This window comes from Sorangium sp. So ce1153 (assembly GCF_051521595.1).
Taxonomy (GTDB): Bacteria; Myxococcota_A; Polyangia; order Polyangiales; family Polyangiaceae; genus Sorangium.
In genome coordinates, this window is record NZ_CP150361.1 from 7,865,606 (window position 1) to 7,884,973 (window position 19,368).

At 69.2% G+C, this 19,368-nt stretch carries 12 protein-coding genes and 1 pseudogene; 10 read left to right on the forward strand and 3 right to left on the reverse strand.

Annotation, left to right across the window (positions count from 1 at the left end; translation table 11 throughout):
• Window positions 1-86: 86 nt before the first annotated feature.
• The 3 genes from WME85_RS28285 to WME85_RS28295 all read left to right on the forward strand — a co-directional run bounded on the left by WME85_RS28285 (window position 87) and on the right by WME85_RS28295 (window position 3,546).
• A complete protein-coding gene (locus WME85_RS28285; RefSeq protein WP_437825561.1) occupies window positions 87-677 on the forward strand; it encodes a Uma2 family endonuclease in 591 nt (196 codons plus the stop codon).
• Window positions 678-901: 224 nt separating this feature from the next.
• Complete coding sequence (locus tag WME85_RS28290) at window positions 902-1,504, forward strand: carbonic anhydrase (RefSeq protein ID WP_437825563.1); 603 nt, start codon at window positions 902-904, stop codon at window positions 1,502-1,504.
• A 221-nt stretch (window positions 1,505-1,725) separates the two neighbouring features.
• Complete coding sequence (locus tag WME85_RS28295; protein WP_437825565.1) at window positions 1,726-3,546, forward strand: CotH kinase family protein; 1,821 nt, start codon at window positions 1,726-1,728, stop codon at window positions 3,544-3,546.
• Window positions 3,547-3,663: 117 nt separating this feature from the next.
• Here WME85_RS28295 and WME85_RS28300 read toward each other — a convergent pair.
• Window positions 3,664-4,636: pseudogene (locus WME85_RS28300) on the reverse strand (NADP-dependent oxidoreductase).
• A gap of 9 nt (window positions 4,637-4,645) precedes the next feature.
• Window positions 4,646-6,358: a hypothetical protein gene (locus tag WME85_RS28305; RefSeq protein ID WP_437825567.1), complete on the reverse strand. Its 1,713-nt coding sequence runs from the start codon at window positions 6,356-6,358 to the stop codon at window positions 4,646-4,648.
• A 341-nt stretch (window positions 6,359-6,699) separates the two neighbouring features.
• On the opposite strand from WME85_RS28305, the gene WME85_RS28310 reads away from it, so the two are divergent.
• Window positions 6,700-7,653 carry a helix-turn-helix domain-containing protein gene (locus WME85_RS28310; RefSeq protein ID WP_437825569.1) on the forward strand — a complete coding sequence of 318 codons (954 nt, stop codon included), beginning with the start codon at window positions 6,700-6,702 and terminating at the stop codon, window positions 7,651-7,653.
• 169 nt (window positions 7,654-7,822) lie between these two features.
• On the opposite strand, the gene WME85_RS28315 is transcribed toward WME85_RS28310, so the two are convergent.
• The gene (locus tag WME85_RS28315) at window positions 7,823-10,276 is read right to left on the reverse strand and encodes a family 43 glycosylhydrolase (RefSeq protein WP_437825571.1); all 2,454 of its coding nucleotides are present in this window, start codon (window positions 10,274-10,276) and stop codon (window positions 7,823-7,825) included.
• A gap of 1,332 nt (window positions 10,277-11,608) precedes the next feature.
• Between WME85_RS28315 and WME85_RS28320 the strand changes: the two genes are divergently transcribed.
• The 6 genes from WME85_RS28320 (at window position 11,609) to WME85_RS28345 (ending at window position 19,351) form a co-directional block, all read left to right on the forward strand.
• A complete protein-coding gene (locus tag WME85_RS28320; RefSeq protein ID WP_437825572.1) occupies window positions 11,609-13,168 on the forward strand; it encodes an endo-1,4-beta-xylanase in 1,560 nt (519 codons plus the stop codon).
• 109 nt (window positions 13,169-13,277) lie between these two features.
• Entirely contained in the window at window positions 13,278-14,360 is a 1,083-nt protein-coding gene (locus WME85_RS28325) for a hypothetical protein (protein ID WP_437825574.1), read from the forward strand.
• Window positions 14,357-15,034, forward strand: coding sequence for an RNA polymerase sigma factor (locus WME85_RS28330; RefSeq protein ID WP_437825576.1), 678 nt, complete (start codon window positions 14,357-14,359; stop codon window positions 15,032-15,034). The genes WME85_RS28325 and WME85_RS28330 overlap by 4 nt, the downstream gene beginning before the upstream one ends.
• Entirely contained in the window at window positions 15,031-15,999 is a 969-nt protein-coding gene (locus WME85_RS28335; RefSeq protein WP_437825577.1) for a hypothetical protein, read from the forward strand. The genes WME85_RS28330 and WME85_RS28335 overlap by 4 nt, the downstream gene beginning before the upstream one ends.
• 48 nt (window positions 16,000-16,047) lie before the next feature.
• Complete coding sequence (locus WME85_RS28340) at window positions 16,048-17,544, forward strand: hypothetical protein (protein WP_437825579.1); 1,497 nt, start codon at window positions 16,048-16,050, stop codon at window positions 17,542-17,544.
• Window positions 17,545-17,680: 136 nt separating this feature from the next.
• Entirely contained in the window at window positions 17,681-19,351 is a 1,671-nt protein-coding gene (locus WME85_RS28345) for a hypothetical protein (protein WP_437825581.1), read from the forward strand.
• Window positions 19,352-19,368: the final 17 nt, after the last annotated feature.

The window sequence follows — 19,368 nt, forward strand, 5'->3', positions numbered from 1 at the left end:
GCGGCGACCGGGAACGCCGGCAGCCGGCGGCTTGCCTCGTCAGCCGGCGGCTTGCCTCGCCGCACTCCCCCAGGCAGGCTGCGCTCATGGGCCAGCCTGCCGTGAAGCCCCGCCGCGCCACGTACGCCGATCTCGAGGCCGTTCCGCCGAACAAGGTGGCGGAGCTCATCCGAGGCGTGCTGCACGTCTTCCCCCGGCCGGCGCCACGGCATGCGCGCGCCGCGTCGAGCCTGGGCATCGAGCTCGGCGGCCCCTTCGATCACGGCAAGAACGGCCCAGGCGGCTGGTGGATCCTGGACGAGCCTGAGCTCCACTTCCCCGACCCGGCCTCACCCGGCGATGTGGAGGCCGTCGTCCCGGACATCGCCGGCTGGCGCCGCGAGCGGATGCCCGATCTCCCCGACACGGCCTACTTCTCGCTCGCTCCGGACTGGATCTGCGAGGTCCCGAGCCCGTCGACCGAGCAGCACGATCGCAAGGAGAAGATGCCGCTCTACGCGCGCGAAGGCGTGCAGCACGCCTGGCTGGTCGACCCGCTGCAGCGAACCCTGGAGATCTTCTCGCTCGCGCCGGGCCGCGACTGGGCCCCGGTCGCCACCCACCGCGGCGCCGCGCGCGTGCGTGTCGCGCCGTTCCAGGCCGTCGAGCTCGACCTCGCCGTCCTCTGGACCCGGTGAAGTCCCCTCGCGCCGCCCGCTCCGGGCGAGCGGGGTGAGCCCTGCGCCCGCGGGCCGCTGACGGGCACCGTCGTACGGCGCCGTCCGCTCGCCTCGCGCCGCCCTGCGTCGCCGCGGGATCGGCCTGTCACCAGGAGATGAGAGACGCGCGGGCTCGGGGAACCGGAAGCGCGCTCGTTCCGACTCCTCCCCGAGGACCGCGCCCGGTCCGGGGAGGACGACCGATGCAGCGTTCGCACAGCACCTCAGCGCAAGGCCCGGCCTCGACCCGGCGTCGGCGCGCCGGCGCCGCGCTGGATCCGCAGCGCACGCTGCTGATCTCGTGCTTCGACGCCGCGCTGCCCCTCGAGCGGATGGGGCTCTCGGCGCGAGGTATCCCCTGCGCGCAGATGCGATCGCCGGCGCACCTCGTGGCGCCCTGGAGCGAGGCGACGACCGGCGAGCACGCGGCGCTCCAGCTCTCGCTCTCGATGCGGGAGACGCACGACGTCGTGATCTGCGGCCACGTCCGGTGCACGGCGCTCGAGGTGCTCCTCGACGAGGCGCGCGGCCGGCAGGCCTTCCAGCTCCTGTCGCAGATGCCCGCGGCGCTGGCGACGATCGAGCTCGTGCGCCGCAACTACGGCCGCCTCCGCGGCGACGCGCTCCGCGAGGTCATGGCGCAGGAGAACGTGCTCACGCAGCTCGATCACCTGCTCACCTACCCGCTCCTTTCGGGGGGCGGCGGGCCGCGCGTGCACGCCTGGCTCTACGACGATCGCGACATGTCACTCTGGGCCTACGACCCCGAGGACTCGCAGTTCGCGCGCCAGGTTCAGCTCCGGTAAGGCCGCGAGATGTCGGCATGCACCCGCTCATCGCCTGACTCGTAAGCTCCCCACAGGCTGTGGAGTGAACGCGGCCCCGCCGATGCGTGCATGGAATGTGGCTGGGACGGCTGAGCATCGCGGGGCCTGCCCCACCTCGGGCTCCTGCGAAGCGCGCCGCCTACATCGGGTACAATTTTGCTCCTGACCGCGCAGGGGGAAGGCCGTGGTAGACACTGGCCATGGTGCGACAACACACAACCACGCTCTTTCGCGCAGGCGGCATGCTCTCGGCGATGGCGTTCGCGCTGGTCCTCAACGCGTCCGCGTGCGGCTCCGACCCGCCGCAGCCGCCGAGCGGGACCCCCGACGCCTCCTCCGGCGGCGGCGGTCCCTCCGGCGACGGCGGCGCTCCCAATCTGCCCGATCCCGACCCGAGCGACGCCATGTTCGATCCCGACCACGTGATCGAGGTGGGAATCACCATGGCGCCCGAGGACTGGGACACGCTCCGTCGCCAGTCCCGCAAGGTCTCGGAGCTGTTCGGCGACGTCTGCATGGACGGCCCCAAGGAGAGCCCCTACACCCAGTTCCCCGCGAGCGTCACCGTCGACGGCACCACGCTCGAGATGTCCGCCGTTCGCAAGAAGGGCTTCCTCGGATCCGCCAGCCTGTCGAAGCCGTCGCTCAAGGTGAGCTTCGACGAATACGTGGACGGGCGCGAGCACGCCGGCCTCGAAGGGCTGACCCTCAACAACGCCCGCCAGGATCCCTCGCTGTTGAAGACGTGCCTCGCGTTCAAGGTCTTCCGCGACGCAGGCCTGCCCGCCTCGCGCTGTAACTTCGCCCACGTGACCGTCAACGGGGAGGACCTCGGCATCTACGCGCACGTGGAGCCGGTCGGGAAGCGCCTCCTCGAGCGCCATTTCACGGACGCGAGCGGCGACCTCTACGAGGGCCAGATCAGCGACTTCCGCGACGGCTGGACCACCACGTACGAAAAGAAGACCAACGAGGACGACTCCGACCGAAGTGAGCTCGACGCCGTCGCGGCCGCGCTCCTGGCCAGCGACGCCGAGCTCGACGCGACGCTCGGCGCGGTCCTTGATATCGGCACCTTCCGGAGGTACTGGGCCACCGAGACGCTGGTTGCCGCGTGGGACGGCTACGCGAACAACATGAACAACCACCTCGCCTATTTCGACCCGGCGTCCGGAAAGATGTTCTTCTTGCCGTGGGGCCCGGATATGTCGTTCGATCCGGTCGACCCGTTCAACCCGCCAGAGCGGCCGCAGTCGGTCTCGGTGAGGGGGGCCATCGCGAGCCGGCTCTACCAGACGCCGGAGCTCCGCGCCGCCTATGCCGAGGCGATGAAGGACCTCCTCGAGACGGCCTGGAAGGAGGACGCGCTGCTCCTCGAGATCGAACGGATGGAGAAGCTCCTTTCGCCGTACGTCCGAGAGAACGCGGAGGCCATGAGGGTGGCGACCGACGCGATACGGGGCTTCGTGAGCGGGCGCCGCGCCGCGGTCACCGCCGAGATCGCGCCCACGCCTCCCGAGTGGATGTTCCCGCCCCCCGCCACGGCGTGCATGGCGACGGCGGGGACAGTGGCGGGCACGTTCTCGACGACGTGGGGGTCGCTCGCCCAGATGGACCCCTTCGCCGCGGGGACGGGTACGTTCGACGTCGCGATCCCCGAGGACAACCCGCAATCGGCCGAGACCGTGGGCGCCGCGGCGGGCCAGGACGAGGCCGGCCTGCCTGGGCTCGAGTTCTTCGCGAACGGGCGCGCCCAGCTTTCGATCGTCGGGAGCTTCCCCGATGGGACGGTGCGCGCCCTCGTGTTCTATGTGGACGCGGAGGTCTTCGCCGACGGAGGGGAGGGCCCGTACGACTGGCAATCGGTCTTCGCGCTCGCGTTTGATTTGACCGAGCCCGAGCCCGTGGTCGCGGGCATCTTCGCCGACGGCAAGCTCCACTTCGACAAGGCCTCGATGGAGCCCGGAGCGCCGGTGACCGGCTCGTTCGAGGCGACCGTCCTCGAAGGCGGCTTTTTTTGATCCGCTCGCCGGGCGCGCTCCCGCCAGCGAACGACTCCCAGCGCACGTGATCTGAGTCGAGCTCCTTCGGGACGCTGGCCTCGGGGGACGCGCCCGAAGGCCTGCTGCTTCCGGACCTCAGCGAGCAGGCGCCATGGTCAGGACGATCTTGCCACGCGGGCGGGGGCGGGCGCCGTCGAGCATCTCGTGCGCGCCCCGGACCTCGGCGAGCGGCAGCACGGCGCCGATGTCGGTCGAGAGCTCGCCCGCGTCGAGCAGGGCGGCGATGCGGTCGAGGCGGGCCGTCGTGACGTCGACGAGGAAGAAGCTGGCCCGCACGCCGCGACGGGCGGCCTCCTCCTGGTCAGGGTTCGACACCGCCGAGACCAGGGTGCCACCCGGCTTGAGCACGGCGAAGGACCGCGCCTGAGCGTCGCCGCCGACGAGGTCGATCACCGCATCGACGTCCTTCGCGGCGTCCTCGAAGCGCTCGCTCCGGTAGTCCACGACGACGTCCGCGCGGAGGCCGCGGACAAAGTCGTGATCCTTGGCCGAGGCCGCCGGCGATGACGCGGGCGCGGGCCCGGCGCGCGAGCTGCACCGCGTACGCGCCGACGCCGCCGGCCGCGCCGTGCACCAGCACGGTCTGTCCGGCCTCGAGCTGGGCCTGCTCGAACAGCGCCTGCCACGCCGTGACAGCGACGACCGGCACGGAGGCGGCCTGAACGTCGTCGAGCCGGAGGGGCGCGCGCGCCACCATGCCCGCCTGCGCCACGGCATAGGCGGCGTGTGCGCCGGTGAAGCGCTCGTTGGTGACGCCGAAGACCCGTGCGCCCGGCGCGAGGTCCGTCACCTCGGGGCCGACCGCGGCCACGACGCCAGCGAGGTCCGAGCCGAGCGTCAGCGTCAGCGGCAGCGGCTGGGGCAGCACGCTCTTGCCGGCGCGGATCCAGCCGTCCCACGGCCCGACCCCGGCCGCCGCGACGCGGACCAGCACCTCGCCCGGGCCGGGCAGCGGGACCGGCACCTTGTCGATCGCGATGACCTCGGGGCCGCCGAACCGGTGGACCCGGGCGGCGTCGGTGGAGCTGGGAAGCACCGTCGCGAACATGGCGAGCTCTCAGGGCGTGATCCGCGTGATGGTCCGGCTGGTCCTTTGCCAGACATCGCCGGCGAGGGTCGCATTGATGGTTGCCGTCGCGGTCCCCTGCCAGGCCAGCGGGGCGTCGATCGTCATGGTCCCAGCGTCCCAGGTCGAGATCGACACTGGGCCGGAGCACCCGGGGCACGCATTGACGCCGGTCACTCCGGCGAGCGGAAAATCGAAGCTAGAGCCGCTGCCGTTGCTGACGCCGAAGACCCAGGTCGGCGCGCTCCCGGCGTAGGCCTGGAGGTAGCCGACGTGGGTGCTCCCTTGCGAGAGCAGGCCGAGCCCCCAGCCGGACTCGGTGGCATCGTACCAGAGCCCGCCGAGCTCTGGTGAGCCGCCAGCACCCCAGATCCACGCCACGCTGTCGCGCCCCGAGCTGCCGTCGAGCTGCCAGACCAGCTCACCGCGATCCGAGGACGTGAGCTCCAGGCTCGCAGCGCCGACCACGGTCGCGGTGATCCCGGTGCCCGTCCAGCGCGTGCGATACAGCTCGCCGGTCCAGGCGCTCGGGCCGTGAGACAGGATGCCCTGGTACCAGATCGGCGCGCCGCCCAGATCGAAAGTGTACCACGTCATGACCACGCCAGCGCTGTTGCCCAGGAAGCGAACATCGAGACCGTTGTTCGGACGGCTGAGGTCGTCCCAGAGCCCTCCCTGGGGCGTCGGCGCGAGCGGCGGGTTCTCGCCGATCACCGTGACCTCGCTGAGGGTCGGGCTCGTGGCGGTGGTGCCATACACGACGGTATAGAGATACCGATGGCCAGGCGAGATGGTCTCGACGCGCTGACCGGCGACGCGCGTGTCGATGATCTGCGGCGCGCCGCCGTCGATCCGGCGCACCAGACGGGCAGAGCTGACGTCCGACGTCGTCCAGACCAGGTTGGTCGTGCTGGCGGGCGCGACCACGCGGTCGGGTGTCGCCGTGATCGTCGCGGTGGGGCCCCGGCCGACGACACCGTAGTTGTAGAGGAGCATCCCGTCGCCCCAGAGCTGGATTCCATGGGACTCGCCCCCGGCGATGGGGCCATAGCTGAGCGAGCCGTCGTGGTCCGTGGAGAGCTCGATCTCCGGTCGATTGGGCGGTCGCGCGACCACGCGGATGTTCGTGGCCCCGCCGCCGTGCCAGGTCAAGGTCGTGTAGAACGTCTCCCGCGGCCCCAGCCGCCTTTCCCAGGGCGAAGCGCCGAAGCTGGCGCCGATATGGCACTGGTACTGCGAGGGCATGACGCCGCTCCAGAGGGTGCCTGGAGCGAGCGGGTGACAAGGCATCAGAGGACCGGCCTGCGGGGTCACGCTGACCGCTGTGTACGGAGGCGGACAGGGTTCGCACGAGTTGAAGCTCAGCCCCGTCGTGTCGCGGCACGTCACCGCGTTGTCCCATCCGAGCCCGTAGTTGGGCACGCTGGAGCTGAAGTAGTACTCGATCGGGTGCCGCCCCGGGGGACACGCGAGCCATGGTTGCGGCGCGGCGCCCTTGCGGGACCCCGAAATCGAGGCGTCCTCGAGCACGATCACCTCTTCATAAGGCGTCGTGGCGGGCGTATCGACATCCGAAGAGCTCTTCCCCTCCGCGCCGACATCGAGCGCGTGCGCCGTGTCGGCAGGGTCGAAGTCAGCATGGGGCCCGCTCGAGCACGCCACGACAGGCGCCGAGCCGGCGATGACGACGAGGAGAGCGATCACCGGGGGACGATACGCGCTCGTAGGCGCCCGGGGATCCCGGCGTGGGGAGGTCGGAACCAAGGGGACGGAACTCAAACGAGAAGATACCATCGAGTCCTCCTGATCGGGACGGTGGCTCATCACGGCTCTTCGGCTGCCAGCCGAGGAGCATGGGGTCGATCCAGCGGGGTCGGAGCGGACGCGGGCGGGCGCGCCCGGGGGGCGATCCGGGCTCGCCTGCTGCGTCCGTCACGACGTCTGGAACCCTAGGACGGGGCTGGGAGGCCCGCTCGGACGACAGCGCACCACGATTCGACTGAGAGTGCAGCCGTGGGGCTGTCGGCGTGGTAGCGTTGAGGCGCATGTTCGCTTCTTTCACTACAGATGCTGTTCCGGAGAAGGAGCGCGCGGAGTACTGGCAGGAGATGGCGGGCCGGGCGTTCCTGGGCCTGCGCACCGAGCGGCGCGGGCGTGGTCCGTTCTTCGGCATGCTCGAGGGGCGCGGGGCCGGGTCGCTGTCGGTCACCCGGCTTCATTCGTCAGCGCAGGGAGTCTTCCGCGGGGAGCCGGAGATCGCACGCGCGTCGCGTGAGTGCTTCTTCGTCGCGATGCAGCTCGCCGGGATATGCACGCTGCGCCAAGGGCGCGAGGTCCGCCGGGCCGAGCCGGGCGACATCGAGCTGCTCGACGGCACTCGTCCGGGCGAGCTGTCGTTCGAGACCGACTACGAGCGGATCGTCGTCTCAGTCCCCTACGACCTTTTGCGACCGAGGCTGACCGATATAGACCGGGCGGTCGGCCATGTTGTCGGTTGCCGACAAGGGATCGGAGCGCTGGTGTCGAGCTACATGCGCGCCTTCGCGCAGAACGTCCTCCCCGAGCCTGTCACGGGGTCGGCCTCCGACATCCTCATCGAGCTGCTGGCGCTCGCGTGCAACGCGCCGGAGGCCGGCGCGAGCTCCGATGGCGCGTCCGTGCGTGAAGCCCGGCGCCACGCGGTGAAGCGGTACGTGGAGCGCAACCTCGCCGACCCGTCGCTGAGCCCGGCGACCGTGGCCGCCCGCTGCGGCATCTCGACGCGCTACCTTCACGGGCTGTTCAGCGAGAACGGCGAGACGTTCATGCGCTGGGTCCTGTCGCGGCGGCTCTCGCGATGCCGCGACGCCCTCGTCGATCCGGCGCTGCGAGCGCGCGGCATCACCGATATCGCCTTCGCCTGGGGCTTCCACGACGTGTCGCATTTCGGGCGCGCCTTCAAGGCGGCCTTCGGGATGACTCCGCGCGACTGGCGGCGCGTCGGGCGAGCGTCCGGCTGATCCGGCGCCCGCCTCGTGCGCTGCATGGCCAAGGGAGCGATGCGCGCGGGAGCGCCCGGTCCTCGCGACCGGGGCTCGAGCGACCCCCGGCGCACACCTTGGTTGATCCAGATTCCGCGCGTGACGCCGGTCATCCGGCGCGCCGCGCTCGCCGCGTGATCCCGTCAGGTCACCTGGTGGGCACGAACCGCACGGAGGAGAGGCGGATCAGCTCGCCCTCGCCGCCCGTCACCTTCAGGTAGACCTCGTGCGTCCCCGCGGTGGGCGCCACGTTGCACCGGGTCGTCTCCCACTTGTCCCAGCCGCCCGTGCCGGGGATGGTGCAGGTGCCGATGGCCGAGCCGCCGGCCAGCGGATCGAGCCAGACCTCCACGACGCCGCCTTGCCCGTCACTCGCGGCGCTCAGCTCGATGGCGTCCGCGTGCACGCGGTTGTTGCCCAGGTAGACGCTGCCATACATGGCCCAGTCGCCGTTCTCCAGCCCGCCCAGCGCCGGGGCCTCCCCATCGTTCGACAGGACGTCGGCGCCCGACTGCTGGTTCGCCTCGGCGGCCGGGATCGGGGTGAATCCGTCGCGGTACGCGAACAGGTCGAAGTCGGCGCGCTTGCCCGTCGCGAACATGCCAGCCTGGTTGCCGATCCAGGTGTGGGCCATGGCATAGAAGCTGTCGAGCGCGGAGATGTCGATCTCGGAGCCCACCTGGGTCCACTGGACGCCATCCTTGCTGAACCAGCCCGTGGCCTTGTGATCGGTGCGGACCAGCTTCAGCCACACGCTCTCGCCGGAGGGGGCGGGCACCGACTCGCTCACCACCACCGGCTCGTCGAGCTCCGTGTACGCGGCGTCCCCCTCCTTCAGCGGCTTCACCGAGCGCGAGCGGAAGGAGAACCGGATCTTGTCGGCGTCGCCCTCCATGACCCGCGCCACCGAGACCTCCATGATGGCGGGGAGCATGAAGTTCTCGCCGCTGGTCATCCACGTCGGGGCAGAGATCACTTGCTCGTCCTGCCAGTAGCCGTTGCCCACCCGGACGCCCGCCGCGTCGCCGTCGCGCCCGGGCGTGAACTCCAGCTTCACGACCATGCTGCTCGAGTGCAGCGCGTCCTTCTGCACCACCCACGTCGTGTCGTCGGGGTCCGGCGCGATCCGCAGCCACCCCGGGCGGTCCTTCACCGAATATTTGTTCTCCGACGGGCCGTAGGTGGTCCAGGCAGGGCCGATCTCGTCCGACGAGAACTCGTCGTTCACGGGCAGCAGGAAGGGCACGCCGCTCTGCGGCAGCTCGGGCGCCGGCAGGTCGCGCACCGCGCTCGGGTACCGCGGCACCGGGATGGTCTCCCCGTCCACCTCCTCGTCCTCCCAGGTCACGCCGAGGAGCAGCCCCTCGCGGGCCAACCCCTGCCATTCACCGTTCTTCCAGTCCTGGGTGCCCACGTTCGTGCAGTCGTACGAATGGGCGAAGACCCACCAGGTGCCGTCGTCGAGCTCGAACGGCGCCGTGCCGTGCTGCACGCCAGCATACGGCTCCTCGCCGGTCAGCACGTAGCCGAGCCAGTGCCAGTCCTCCTGGGTGCTGCCGACCAGCTTCTTCGAGGCCCACGCGTGCATCTGGCCGCCACAGGCGGTGTGGGTCGACACGAAGTAATAGTACCAGTCGCCGCGCTTGGCCATGGTCGGCCCCTCGGCCCACTTGCTCCAGTCGGGGTTGCTGAAGTCCCCGCAGCCGCCGGTCTCCTGGTCCCAGTTGATGAAGCTGAGGTCGATCGTCGACTCCGGGATCAGCATCCCGGTCTCGGGGTCGATCTCCGTGGCCAGGTTGATGCCGAAGTCGTTGGGATGCTCCGCGTCCCACTTGCACAGGCCGTTCTTGATGATCATGTAGGCCTTGCCGCTGTCCGGATCGACGAACACCGAGTTGTCGGAGCCGGTCCCTCGCATGTAAGAGACGTCGGCGCCGGGCGGCGTGTAAGGGAAGATGTCGACCTTCTTGGGCTCGGACCACGGCCCCTCGAGGCTGGGCGCCGAGGAAAAGTGCTGCGTGGCGCCGATGGAGTAGTAGACCCGGTACACATCGTCCGCCTTGACGATGAAGCCGCCCCAGGTGCCCTGGCCCGGGCCGAGCTGCCCCTTCAGCGCGGCCGCGGTGGAGTGGACCACCCGGGGCAGGCGCTCCCAGTGCACGAGATCCGTCGAGCGCAGGATCTCGAAGGCGGGCATCATGTGGAAGTTCGACCCGACCACATAGAAGGTGTCGCCTTCCCGGTAGATGTTCATGTCCGGGTGATCACCGGGCAGGACCGGGTTCTGGTAGGTGGTCGGGCTGAAAGCCGTACCGAACGTGGCCTTGAGCGTCTTGCTCGCGTCCAGCGTGATGGTCAGCGGGTTGTCCAGCCCGGCGCTGGCCCCGCTCCATCCCAGGAAGTTGTAGCCCGCGGCCGGCGTCGCGGTCACGGTGATCCAGCTACCCGCCTTCTGCGTATAAGTCCCGGGCGCGGGATCGGTCGTGCCCTCGCCGCTGGTCTCGATTGTGAGCGCATACTCCGCCTCTTCGCCATCTCCGCAGGCCGCGATCAGGGACCCGACCAGGAGGACCGCCATGACAGGCGCGCTGTGTCGTCTCATCGTCTGCTCCTCGCTGGCGTCACGCCAGCGCTCTCGTGGTGCTGTCGGCGATCTGCAGCGAACGCCTCGAGCCCCGGAGGCTCGGCGTGCTGCAAGAATCCGCCCGGCTCGGAAGGCGAGCACGCTCGCCGGCCGACGCGGCTCTCTTTATCTCGAGTGAGGTTTCAAGTGAACCCCTGAATTCCAGCGTGGGACGAGCGTGTTCGCCGGATCGCGACCTGCCGGGAGGGTCGGAGCGAATTGGAATTGACATCGGCGATGTGAGCGCTCACAATGGATTCCTCTTTCGGCTTTTCCATGGGTGGGTCGTCATGCGGACCAGGACCGCCATCGGGATAGATCTCGGCGCCGGCCACGCTCGCTCGGTCGTCGTGGACGCGTGGGAGGGCGCGCCCGCCGGATCCCGGTCGATACCACCGCCAGCTCCACGCCGGTCCTCGCTGACGCCCTCGCTGACACGAGGAGAGGCCGCTCTCGCTCTGCCCCTGCCCGATCGCGCCTCGGAGCGATCGAGGGTTGTCGTCCCATGCCGAGCAGATCTGCCGGCCATCGCCATCCCTCGACGGTCAGTACGATGAAGCAAAAAACGTTCGCTCTCTTGCGACCCCCTTGAATCGTGGATGACCCCGATCGCTGACGATCGCTGACGAGCACGGGAGCCACCGCTGCGCGCTGCCCGGAGCTGCGCGCGCGGGGCCGAGACGGTGGCGAGGCAGAGGGGTAGCACAGGCCGCCACGACAGGGCCGCCGTGCATTTCGCGCCTGTGCGCTGTGCTTCGATCAGAGCCATTCGCTTCACGTCAGGAGAGGCTTTGTTCGGCCCTGCTGGCGCGCGAAACCTCGTCCATCTCACTCGAGGCTCTTCGAGCGCGCTCGCCCGCTGAGCGCGGCCGGCGCCGCCCGCTGGTCGCAGTCGATCTTCGACGAGATGCGCGGCACATCTGGCGATCGCCAGCTGCGCGATCGCCAGCTGCGCGATCGCCAGCTGCGCCCGAGGACTCGGCCGCATGTCGGCGTCAAACTACCATCGTCACGCCCCATCTGAGAATATCGCACCTTCATCAGAGTCGGGGCCGTTCGAGATGCACAATGGGCTTGACGGACACGCTAGCCAGGAGCAAGAAGTACCCTGAGCGCGCTGCCTGACGCGCACAGATTGAACTTATCCGCTCCGCGCGTATCTCGATGGAGATTCATCCGCAGCGGCAGTGGCAGGCGCGGCGTCCCTGCGGGAGCTTCCGGGCGCGGCGAGTGGCCCCGACCCTCCGCGAGGGCAGCGTCGAGCAGCAGGCAGGTTCGAGCTCTACTTACTTACCAGGACAGGAGAACAAGATGAGACTGGGAACCAAGCAGGCCTTGTTTGCGGCGGCGGCGGGCGTCCTCGCCGTGTCGTGCGTCATCGGCCCCGAGGAGGCGTACGACGCCGAGATGGAGGAGGAAGGCTCGCTCGACGGCGCCATCACGGTCGATACGAGCGCGGTCTACACGCTCGTCGGCACCCAGAGCAACAAGTGCGTGGAGATCCGGGGCGGGAGCACGGGGAGCTCGGCGGCGGCGCAGATCGCCACCTGTAACGGCACGACGCGGCAGCAGTTCCGCGCGGAGTCCATGGGCGGCGGATACTTCCGCCTCAAGAACGTGAACAGCGGCCTTTGCCTCGGGACCAACGGCGGCTCGAACGCGGACGGGGCCACCATCGTCCAGTCCGGCTGCGGCACCGCCGGGAGCCAGCAATTTCAGTTCATCGATGTCGCCTCCAACGTCCAGCGCGTCATGGTCCGCAGCAGCGGCAAGGCGCTCGACGTCATGGGTTTGGCGACGGCGGACGGCACCGGCCTCCAGCAGTGGAACTGGGCGAACGGCGCAAACCAGAAGTTCTCGCTCAGGGCCGTGGGGAGCAGCTCCAGCAGCACCTCCAGCAGCAGCTCCAGCAGCAGCTCGGGCACCGGCGGCACCGGTGGTACCGGCGGCTCCGGCGGCTCCGGCGGCTCCGGCGGCTCCGGCGGCTCCGGCGGCTCCGGTGGCGGCACCGGCACGAAGTTCGTCGGCAACATCACGACCAACGGCGCCGTGCGCGACGGCTTCTCGCGCTACTGGAACCAGATCACGCCAGAGAACGAGGGCAAGTGGGGCTCCGTCGAGAGCTCCCGCGGCTCGAAGAACTGGGCAGCGCTCGACCGGATCTACAACTACGCGAAGTCGAACAACGTCATCTTCAAGCAGCACGTGTTCGTGTGGGGTGCCCAGCAGCCCAGCTGGCTCTCGGGCCTCTCCGCGTCGGACCAGCAGGCGGCCGTCAAGGACTGGATGCGGTCGTTCTGCGCGCGCTACCCCGACACGAAGTACATCGACGTCGTCAACGAGCCGCCGCCCCACACCACGCCTTCCTACAAGAACGCCATCGGCGGCGACGGCGCCAGCGGCTACGACTGGATCGTCAACTCCTTCAAGTGGGCGCGCGAGTACTGCCCGAACTCGGTCCTCATCCTCAACGACTACAACAACATCGAGTACGAGGGCGATCACCAGAACTTCATGAAGATCGCGCGGGCGGTGATCAACGCCGGCGCCCCTGTCGACGCGCTCGGCGCGCAGGCCCATGACGCCTACAAGATCAACACCACCACCGTGAAGGGGTACATCGACAAGCTCGCCTCGCTGGGCAAGCCCGTCTACATCACCGAGTACGACATCGGCATCGCGGACGACAACCAGCAGAAGCGGGTGATGGAGGAGCAGTTCACGATGTTCTGGAACCACCCCTCCGTGAAGGGCATCACGCTCTGGGGTTACATCGTCGGCGCCACCTGGAGGGACAACACGGGCCTCCAGCAGTCGAGCGGCGCCATGCGGCCGGCCATGAGCTGGCTCATGAGCTTCCTCGGACGCTGACGGTCCGGAGGGAGCGGCCGCTGCGCCAGGCAGCGCGTCGAGGCTATCCTCCCGGCCCGTGACACCTCCACCTCGGAAAGTCTCCGCCCCGTCGAGCCATCGTCGTCAGGTGCGCGCGCTGGGCAACGCCGTCCGCCAGGGCGCGCTCGCGGTCGTGGGATGGCTCGGTCCGGTACGAGCGGAGGCCGCCCACGCCGCGAACGTCGGGGTCGCGGTGGAGCTCGACGAGCAGCGCTGCGTGACGCTCGACGAGGTGCGGGCGGCGGCCGCGCTGCGCGGAGGGCGCGTGGACGCCGACTCCGCGGTACGGCTCCGGGTCCATGTGCGCGAAGCGGAGCCGCCGAGCGCGGTGACGCTCGTGATCTCGGGACAAGGCGCTCACGGCGCCATCGAAGCGCGCACGATCGTGGCAGACTCCTGCGCAGAAGCCGCCTCGGCGCTCGGGCTGGTCGTCACGATGGCCGGCGACGACGAGCTGGCCCAGGCCGAAGCCTCCCGCGCCGAGCCTCTCCCCCCGACGCCGCCGGCGAGGCCGTCGCAAGGCGCAGCCCGCGGGAGCAGCCCAACCTCCACAGCGCCGCCGGCGAGGCCGCGGCAAGGCACAGCCCGCGAGAGCAACCCAACCTCCGCCGCGCCGCCGGCGAGACCGTCGCGAGCCACGGCGCGCGAGACAACGCCCGCGACGAAGCTGTATGCGGCGCTCGGTCTCGTGGCCACACCGCCCTACGAAGGGCCGGCAGGAGCGCGGCTCTCGGGCGGGCTCGCATCGGATCGGGCGTTCTTTCCATGGGCCGAGGTCGGCGTGGGGGCGACGTTGCCGCGCACCGTGTCCGGAGGGGGAGCGTGGGTGAGCCTCACCTGGCTCACCGCCCGTGCCTCGCTGGCGCCGGTCGGCGCATCCCTCGGCGATCGCGTCTTCGCGAGCGCTTACATGATGTTCGATGCGGGCGCGTTGCTCGCCTCCGGGGAGGGAGCCCCGAAGGTCTACAGCCGATGGCGCCCGTGGCTCGAGACGGGCGCCGGCGCACGGGTGCGCGCGCTGCTCGGCACATGGTCCTTCGTGGATGGTCAGGTCGGGGCCGCGCTGCCCCTCCTTCGGGACGAGTTCTTCTACGTGAACGGCGGGACGGCCTATCAAGCGCCCGCCGTGCGGCTGGACGCCGCGCTCTCCATCGGGGCGTATTTTCCGTGATCAAACCGGGGACCTCGTGGATCGCCTGGGACGAGCCCCTCGTGATCACCACCACCGACGACGCCCCCGGTCCCACCGCCTTCCGCCTGGCTCGCCCTCGGGGCGGACTCGTCGACGCGCAGGCGCGTTCCCCCTGCAAGTCCACCGCCGACGTCGCCCGTGAGGCGCGGCTCGAGGAGCTCGCGTCGCACCTCGAGTTCCTGTGGCGGTTCGCGTGCCGGATGGGCGTGGGCGAGGCGGCGGCCGAGGACATCGCGCAGGAAGCGTTCGTGGTGGCGGCGTCGCGCCTCGACGCGATCCTTCCCGGCAAAGAGCGCTCGTACCTCGTCTCGGTCGCGGTTCACATGGTCCGACGCGAGCGAACCCGGCGAGCGCGTCACGAAGAGCTCAAGGGAGAGCCGTCCGCGCCGACGGGCGAGCAGCCGGACAGCCGCCTCGACGAGGCGCGCGCGCGCAGGCTGCTGGACGCGTCGCTCGAGGCGCTGGACGACGACCTTCGCGCGGTGTTCGTGCTCCATGAGATCGAAGAAGAGACGATGGCGGACATCGCCCTTCTGCTGGACCTGGCGCCAGGGACCGTGGCGTCACGGCTCCGCCGCGCCCGTGAAGCGTGGAAGCGAGCGACGGAGCGATTGAAGAGGGGTATGCCGGTGAGCGGCGGGAGGCGGCCGTGAGCGACTCGTACGACGACTTCGACCGCGCGCTGCTGCGCGCCGGAAAGACGGCAAAGGCGCCTTCCTCGCTCCGCGCGAAGGCCCTCGCGACCGCCGCGGCGGGGACCGTGACCGCGGCCGCGACGACGAAGCTCGGCGTCGGTGCGGCCAAGGCGAGCGGGGGGATCGCGGCGCAGGCCGCTCACGCGCTCGGCCTGAAGGCGGTGCTCGTCGCGTCCATCGGCGTCACGTCCGTCGCCCTCGTGCTCGGGGGCGCGTACGTGGCGGCGACCCATCACGCGGACGCCGTCGTATCCGCAGCCCCCATGGGCCCGCCTCGCGCGGCGGAGGTCGGTGGGGTGGCGCCGGCAGCCGCGCCACCCACGCAGGAGGCCACGCAGGAGGCCACGCAGGAGGAGCCCGCCCTGCCTGCGAAGGCGGAGCCCGCCGTCGCCCCTGCCGCCGAGCCCGCCCCGCGCGCAGCGGCGTCGCCCGCCCCGCGCGCAGCGGCGTCGCCCGCCCCGCGCGCAGCGGCGTCGATCACGAACGTGGCGCCCGCGCCCCAGGGGACCGGGCTCGCGCGCCAGGGCGCCTCCTCCGTTCCTGCGGCGACGGCCGTCCCCGCCGTCGACCCCCTTCCACGAGAACCCCGCAGTGAAGAGGTCGCGCAGTCCCCTGCGGCACCCACCTCCGTTCTACCCAACTCCATTCTATCGGACGAGCTCCGGCTCATCGATACCGCACGAGCGGCCCTCCAGCGTGGAGACGTGCCGCTCGCCCTTCGCCTCACCGCCGAGCACGCGGCGCGCTTTCCAGGCGGCAGCCTCGCGATCGAGCGCGATGTCCTCCGCGTCGACGCCCTCGTGGCCGGAGGGCGCATCACGGAGGCCGCGTCGCACGCTTGCGCCTTCGTCGCGCGGAGCCCGCGCTCCGCTCAGGCGCCGCGCATGATCAAGGTGGGTCGCTGTTCAAATACGATTCCGTGATCAAAAGCGCGGGGAGAGAGATCGCCGGGCAGTGGAGGATTCTCGATCATGCGATTTTCGCAACTAGCACTCTCCTTGTTGTGGTCCCCGGTCGCTCTCTCAGCCACCACGTTTGGGTGCGACATCGTTCGCGAGCCGATCGGTGATCTCGACCCCGACCAGCCGCCGCTCGACCCCGATGGCTCGGGCGCGGGCGGCGCGAGCGGCTCGTCGGGTTCCGGCAGCGCGGGCGGCTCGTCGGGCAGGTGCAGCGCGCCGGTGGCCTCCCGGCCCTTCAGCCTGGACGGCTCGGCGGCGACGAGCGGCACCTCTCCGCTGGCGATCACTGGCATCGCCTTTGATCCATCCGGCAACCTCGGCATGACAGGATACACGGTGTCGGACGTCGACATGCCCGGGTCCTCGGAATACGACGACGCCCTCTTGGCAAAGTACGATGCCGCGGGCAACCCCACCCTCAGCAAGCTCTTCGGCGATGATTCGAACCGGCAGGCCGGCAGGCAAATCGTCTTCGACGCGGACTGCAACATGTTCCTCGTACGCTCGGTCATGACCTCGTCCCGGTTCGACATGTTCCTGGACAAGCTCGACAGCGCCGGCGACCCCCTCTGGAGCAGGCGCCTCAACGCCGGGCATGAAGCAGATTGGAACATCACATCCATCGCGGTGGATCCGGCGACGGGCGGCGTGGTGTTCATGGGAAGATACGCCGGGGACCTCGATCTCGGTGGAGGTCTTCTACCGTGGGTAGAGGATGACGACAACCCGACGAGAGCCTACGTGGCGAAGTTCGATGCGATGGGACAATTCGTCTGGAGCAAGCCCTCCCCCCGCAGCAGCGGCAGGTACACGCCAGGCGGCTTCATGGCCGTCGACACTTCAGGGCAAATTGTGCTCGCGGCGGACAATTCGACCATCGTCGATGACGGTTCAGGCAAACGGGCGTGGTTCGAACTCTCGCGGTTGGACGCCTCGGGAAACACTGTCTTGCATCAGGAATTTATAGCTCCTCTCCATGATGAATCAGCCTCGGCCTCCCACGAGGGCCTTGTTGGCGTCGCGCTGGACGGAGACGGAAACATGTTCCTCGCCGGGAACGTGCACTGCGACTTTGACCTCGGCGGCGGACCGCTGGTCGGCGCGAATTGTTCATCCGACAATGCCTTCGTGGCGAAATTCGATGTTTATCATGGATGGCCCGTGTGGACCCGCCTCATCGAGGGCAGCCTTGCATCCAGAGCCGTGAGCCTCGTCGTCGACGCTCTCGGGAACACCTTCGTTGCGGGCAGCGTCACCGGTACCCTGGACGCCGACGGCACGGCGCTCGGCGCAGAGGACGGAGCTGAGCGGCAGTTCGTCGTGCGGCTCGACAGGGATGGGCATATCTCGTGGTCCCACATCCTCAGCCCCGAGTTCAGCAGCGTGCAGGGCCTCGCCGTGGATCCTGAAGGAAACGTCGCCATTGTGGGGCATGACGCCAGCGCCGTGACTTCGACCCTCCGAGGCGGAAATATCGTCACGAAGCTCGACGTCGCAGCGCCGTGATTCCATGCAGGGGGCAGCAGCGGCGACGGCCGCGGTGGATGTCTCCTTCCGCCGCTGACCTGAGGTGCCGTCGACGATGACGGCCGCCGCGACTCGTGCGAGGGTCGTTTTGCGAAGATGAAGACCAGGACCGCTCGTGGGACGACCTCCGCATCTTGCTCGCGGTTCATCGGGACAATCGATTGGCATCAACGACTCGCTCGATCGCCTACCTCATCAGCAAGGTGGATCGCTGTTCAAATACGATACCGTGATCAAAAGCGCGGAAAAAGGGATCGCCTGGTCATGGAGGATGTTGTTCATGCGTTTCCTGAAGAGTGTACTCTCGTTGTTGTTCCCACTCGCTCTCTCAACCACCACGTTTGGGTGCGACATCGCTCGCGTGCCGATCGGTGAGCTCGACCCCGACGGCTCGGGCGCGGGCGGCGCGGGCGGCTCGTCGAGTTCCGTCGGCGCGGGCGGCTCGTCGGGTTCCGGCGGCGCGGGCGGCTCGTCGAGCAGGTGCAGCGCGCCGGTGGCCTCCCGTCCCTTCAGCCTGGACGGCTCGGCGGCGACGAGCGGCACCTCTCCGCTGGCGATCACTGGCATCGCCTTTGATCCATCCGGCAACCTCGGCATGATAGGGTACACGGTGTCGGACGTCACCGTGCACGAGTCCTTGGCACTCGATGACGCCCTCTTGGCAAAGTACGATGCCGCGGGCAACCCTACCCTCAGCAAGCTCTTCGGCGATGATTCGAACCGGCAGGCCGGCCATCACATCGTTTTCGATGCGGACTGCAACATGTTCCTCATACGCTCCATGGAACGCTCGTCGGGCTGGCTCGACATATTCCTGGACAAGCTCGACAGCGCCGGCAACCCCCTCTGGAGCACGAGCCTCAACCCCTGGTATGAAGCAGATTGGAACGTCACATCCATCGCGGTGGATCCGACGACGGGCGGCGTGGTGCTCATGGGAAGATACTATGGGGACCTCGATCTCGGGGGAGGTCTGCTTCCGTGGATACAGAGTGACTACGACCCGACGAGAGGCTACGTGGCGAAGTTCGATGCGATGGGAAATTTCGTCTGGAGCAAGTTCTCCCCCCGCGGCAGCGGCAGGTACATGCCAGGCGCCATCATGGCCGTCGACACTTCAGGGCAAATTGTGCTCGCGGCCGACGATTCGGACATCGTCGATGACGGATCAGAGGGAGGCAAACTTGCGCGGTTCGCACTCGCGCGGTTGGACGCCTCGGGAAACAATCTCTGGAGTCAGGAGTTGGCGGCTCCTCTCCATCCTGGATCAGCCTCGGACCACCATGAAGGCCTTGCTGGTGTCGCGGTGGACGGAGACGGAAGCGTGATCCTCGCCGGGAACGCGCGCTGCGACTTTGACTTCGGCGGCGGACCGCTGGTCGGCGCGAATTGTTCATCCGACAATGCCTTCGTGGCGAAATTCGATGCTCATGGAGCCCACCTCTGGAGCCGCCTCATCGAGGGCAGCCTTGCATCCAGAGCCGTGAGCCTCGTCGTCGACGCTCTCGGGAACACCTTCGTTGCGGGCAGCGTCACCGGTACCCTGGACGCCGACGGCACGGCGCTCGGCGCAGAGGACGGAGCTGAGCGGCAGTTCGTCGTGCGGCTCGACAGGGATGGGCATATCTCGTGGTCCCACATCCTCGGCCCCGAGTTCAGCAAAGTGCAGAACCTCGCCGTGGATCCTGAAGGAAACGTCGCCATTGTGGGGCAAGACGCCAGCGCCGTGAATTCGATCAACTGGGGCGGAAATCTCGTCACGAAGCTCGACGTCGCAGCGCCTTGATCCGCGCGAAACCGGCC

Bases quoted from the DNA above. Each gene is read 5' to 3' on its own strand.
- WME85_RS28285 (WP_437825561.1), top strand. From the start codon at position 87: ATGGGCCAGCCTGCCGTGAAGCCCCGCCGCGCCACGTACGCCGATCTC.
- WME85_RS28290 (WP_437825563.1), top strand. From the start codon at position 902: ATGCAGCGTTCGCACAGCACCTCAGCGCAAGGCCCGGCCTCGACCCGG.
- WME85_RS28295 (WP_437825565.1), top strand. From the start codon at position 1,726: ATGGTGCGACAACACACAACCACGCTCTTTCGCGCAGGCGGCATGCTC.
- WME85_RS28310 (WP_437825569.1), top strand. From the start codon at position 6,700: ATGTTCGCTTCTTTCACTACAGATGCTGTTCCGGAGAAGGAGCGCGCG.
- WME85_RS28315 (WP_437825571.1), bottom strand. From the start codon at position 10,276: ATGAGACGACACAGCGCGCCTGTCATGGCGGTCCTCCTGGTCGGGTCC.
- WME85_RS28320 (WP_437825572.1), top strand. From the start codon at position 11,609: ATGAGACTGGGAACCAAGCAGGCCTTGTTTGCGGCGGCGGCGGGCGTC.
- WME85_RS28340 (WP_437825579.1), top strand. From the start codon at position 16,048: ATGCGATTTTCGCAACTAGCACTCTCCTTGTTGTGGTCCCCGGTCGCT.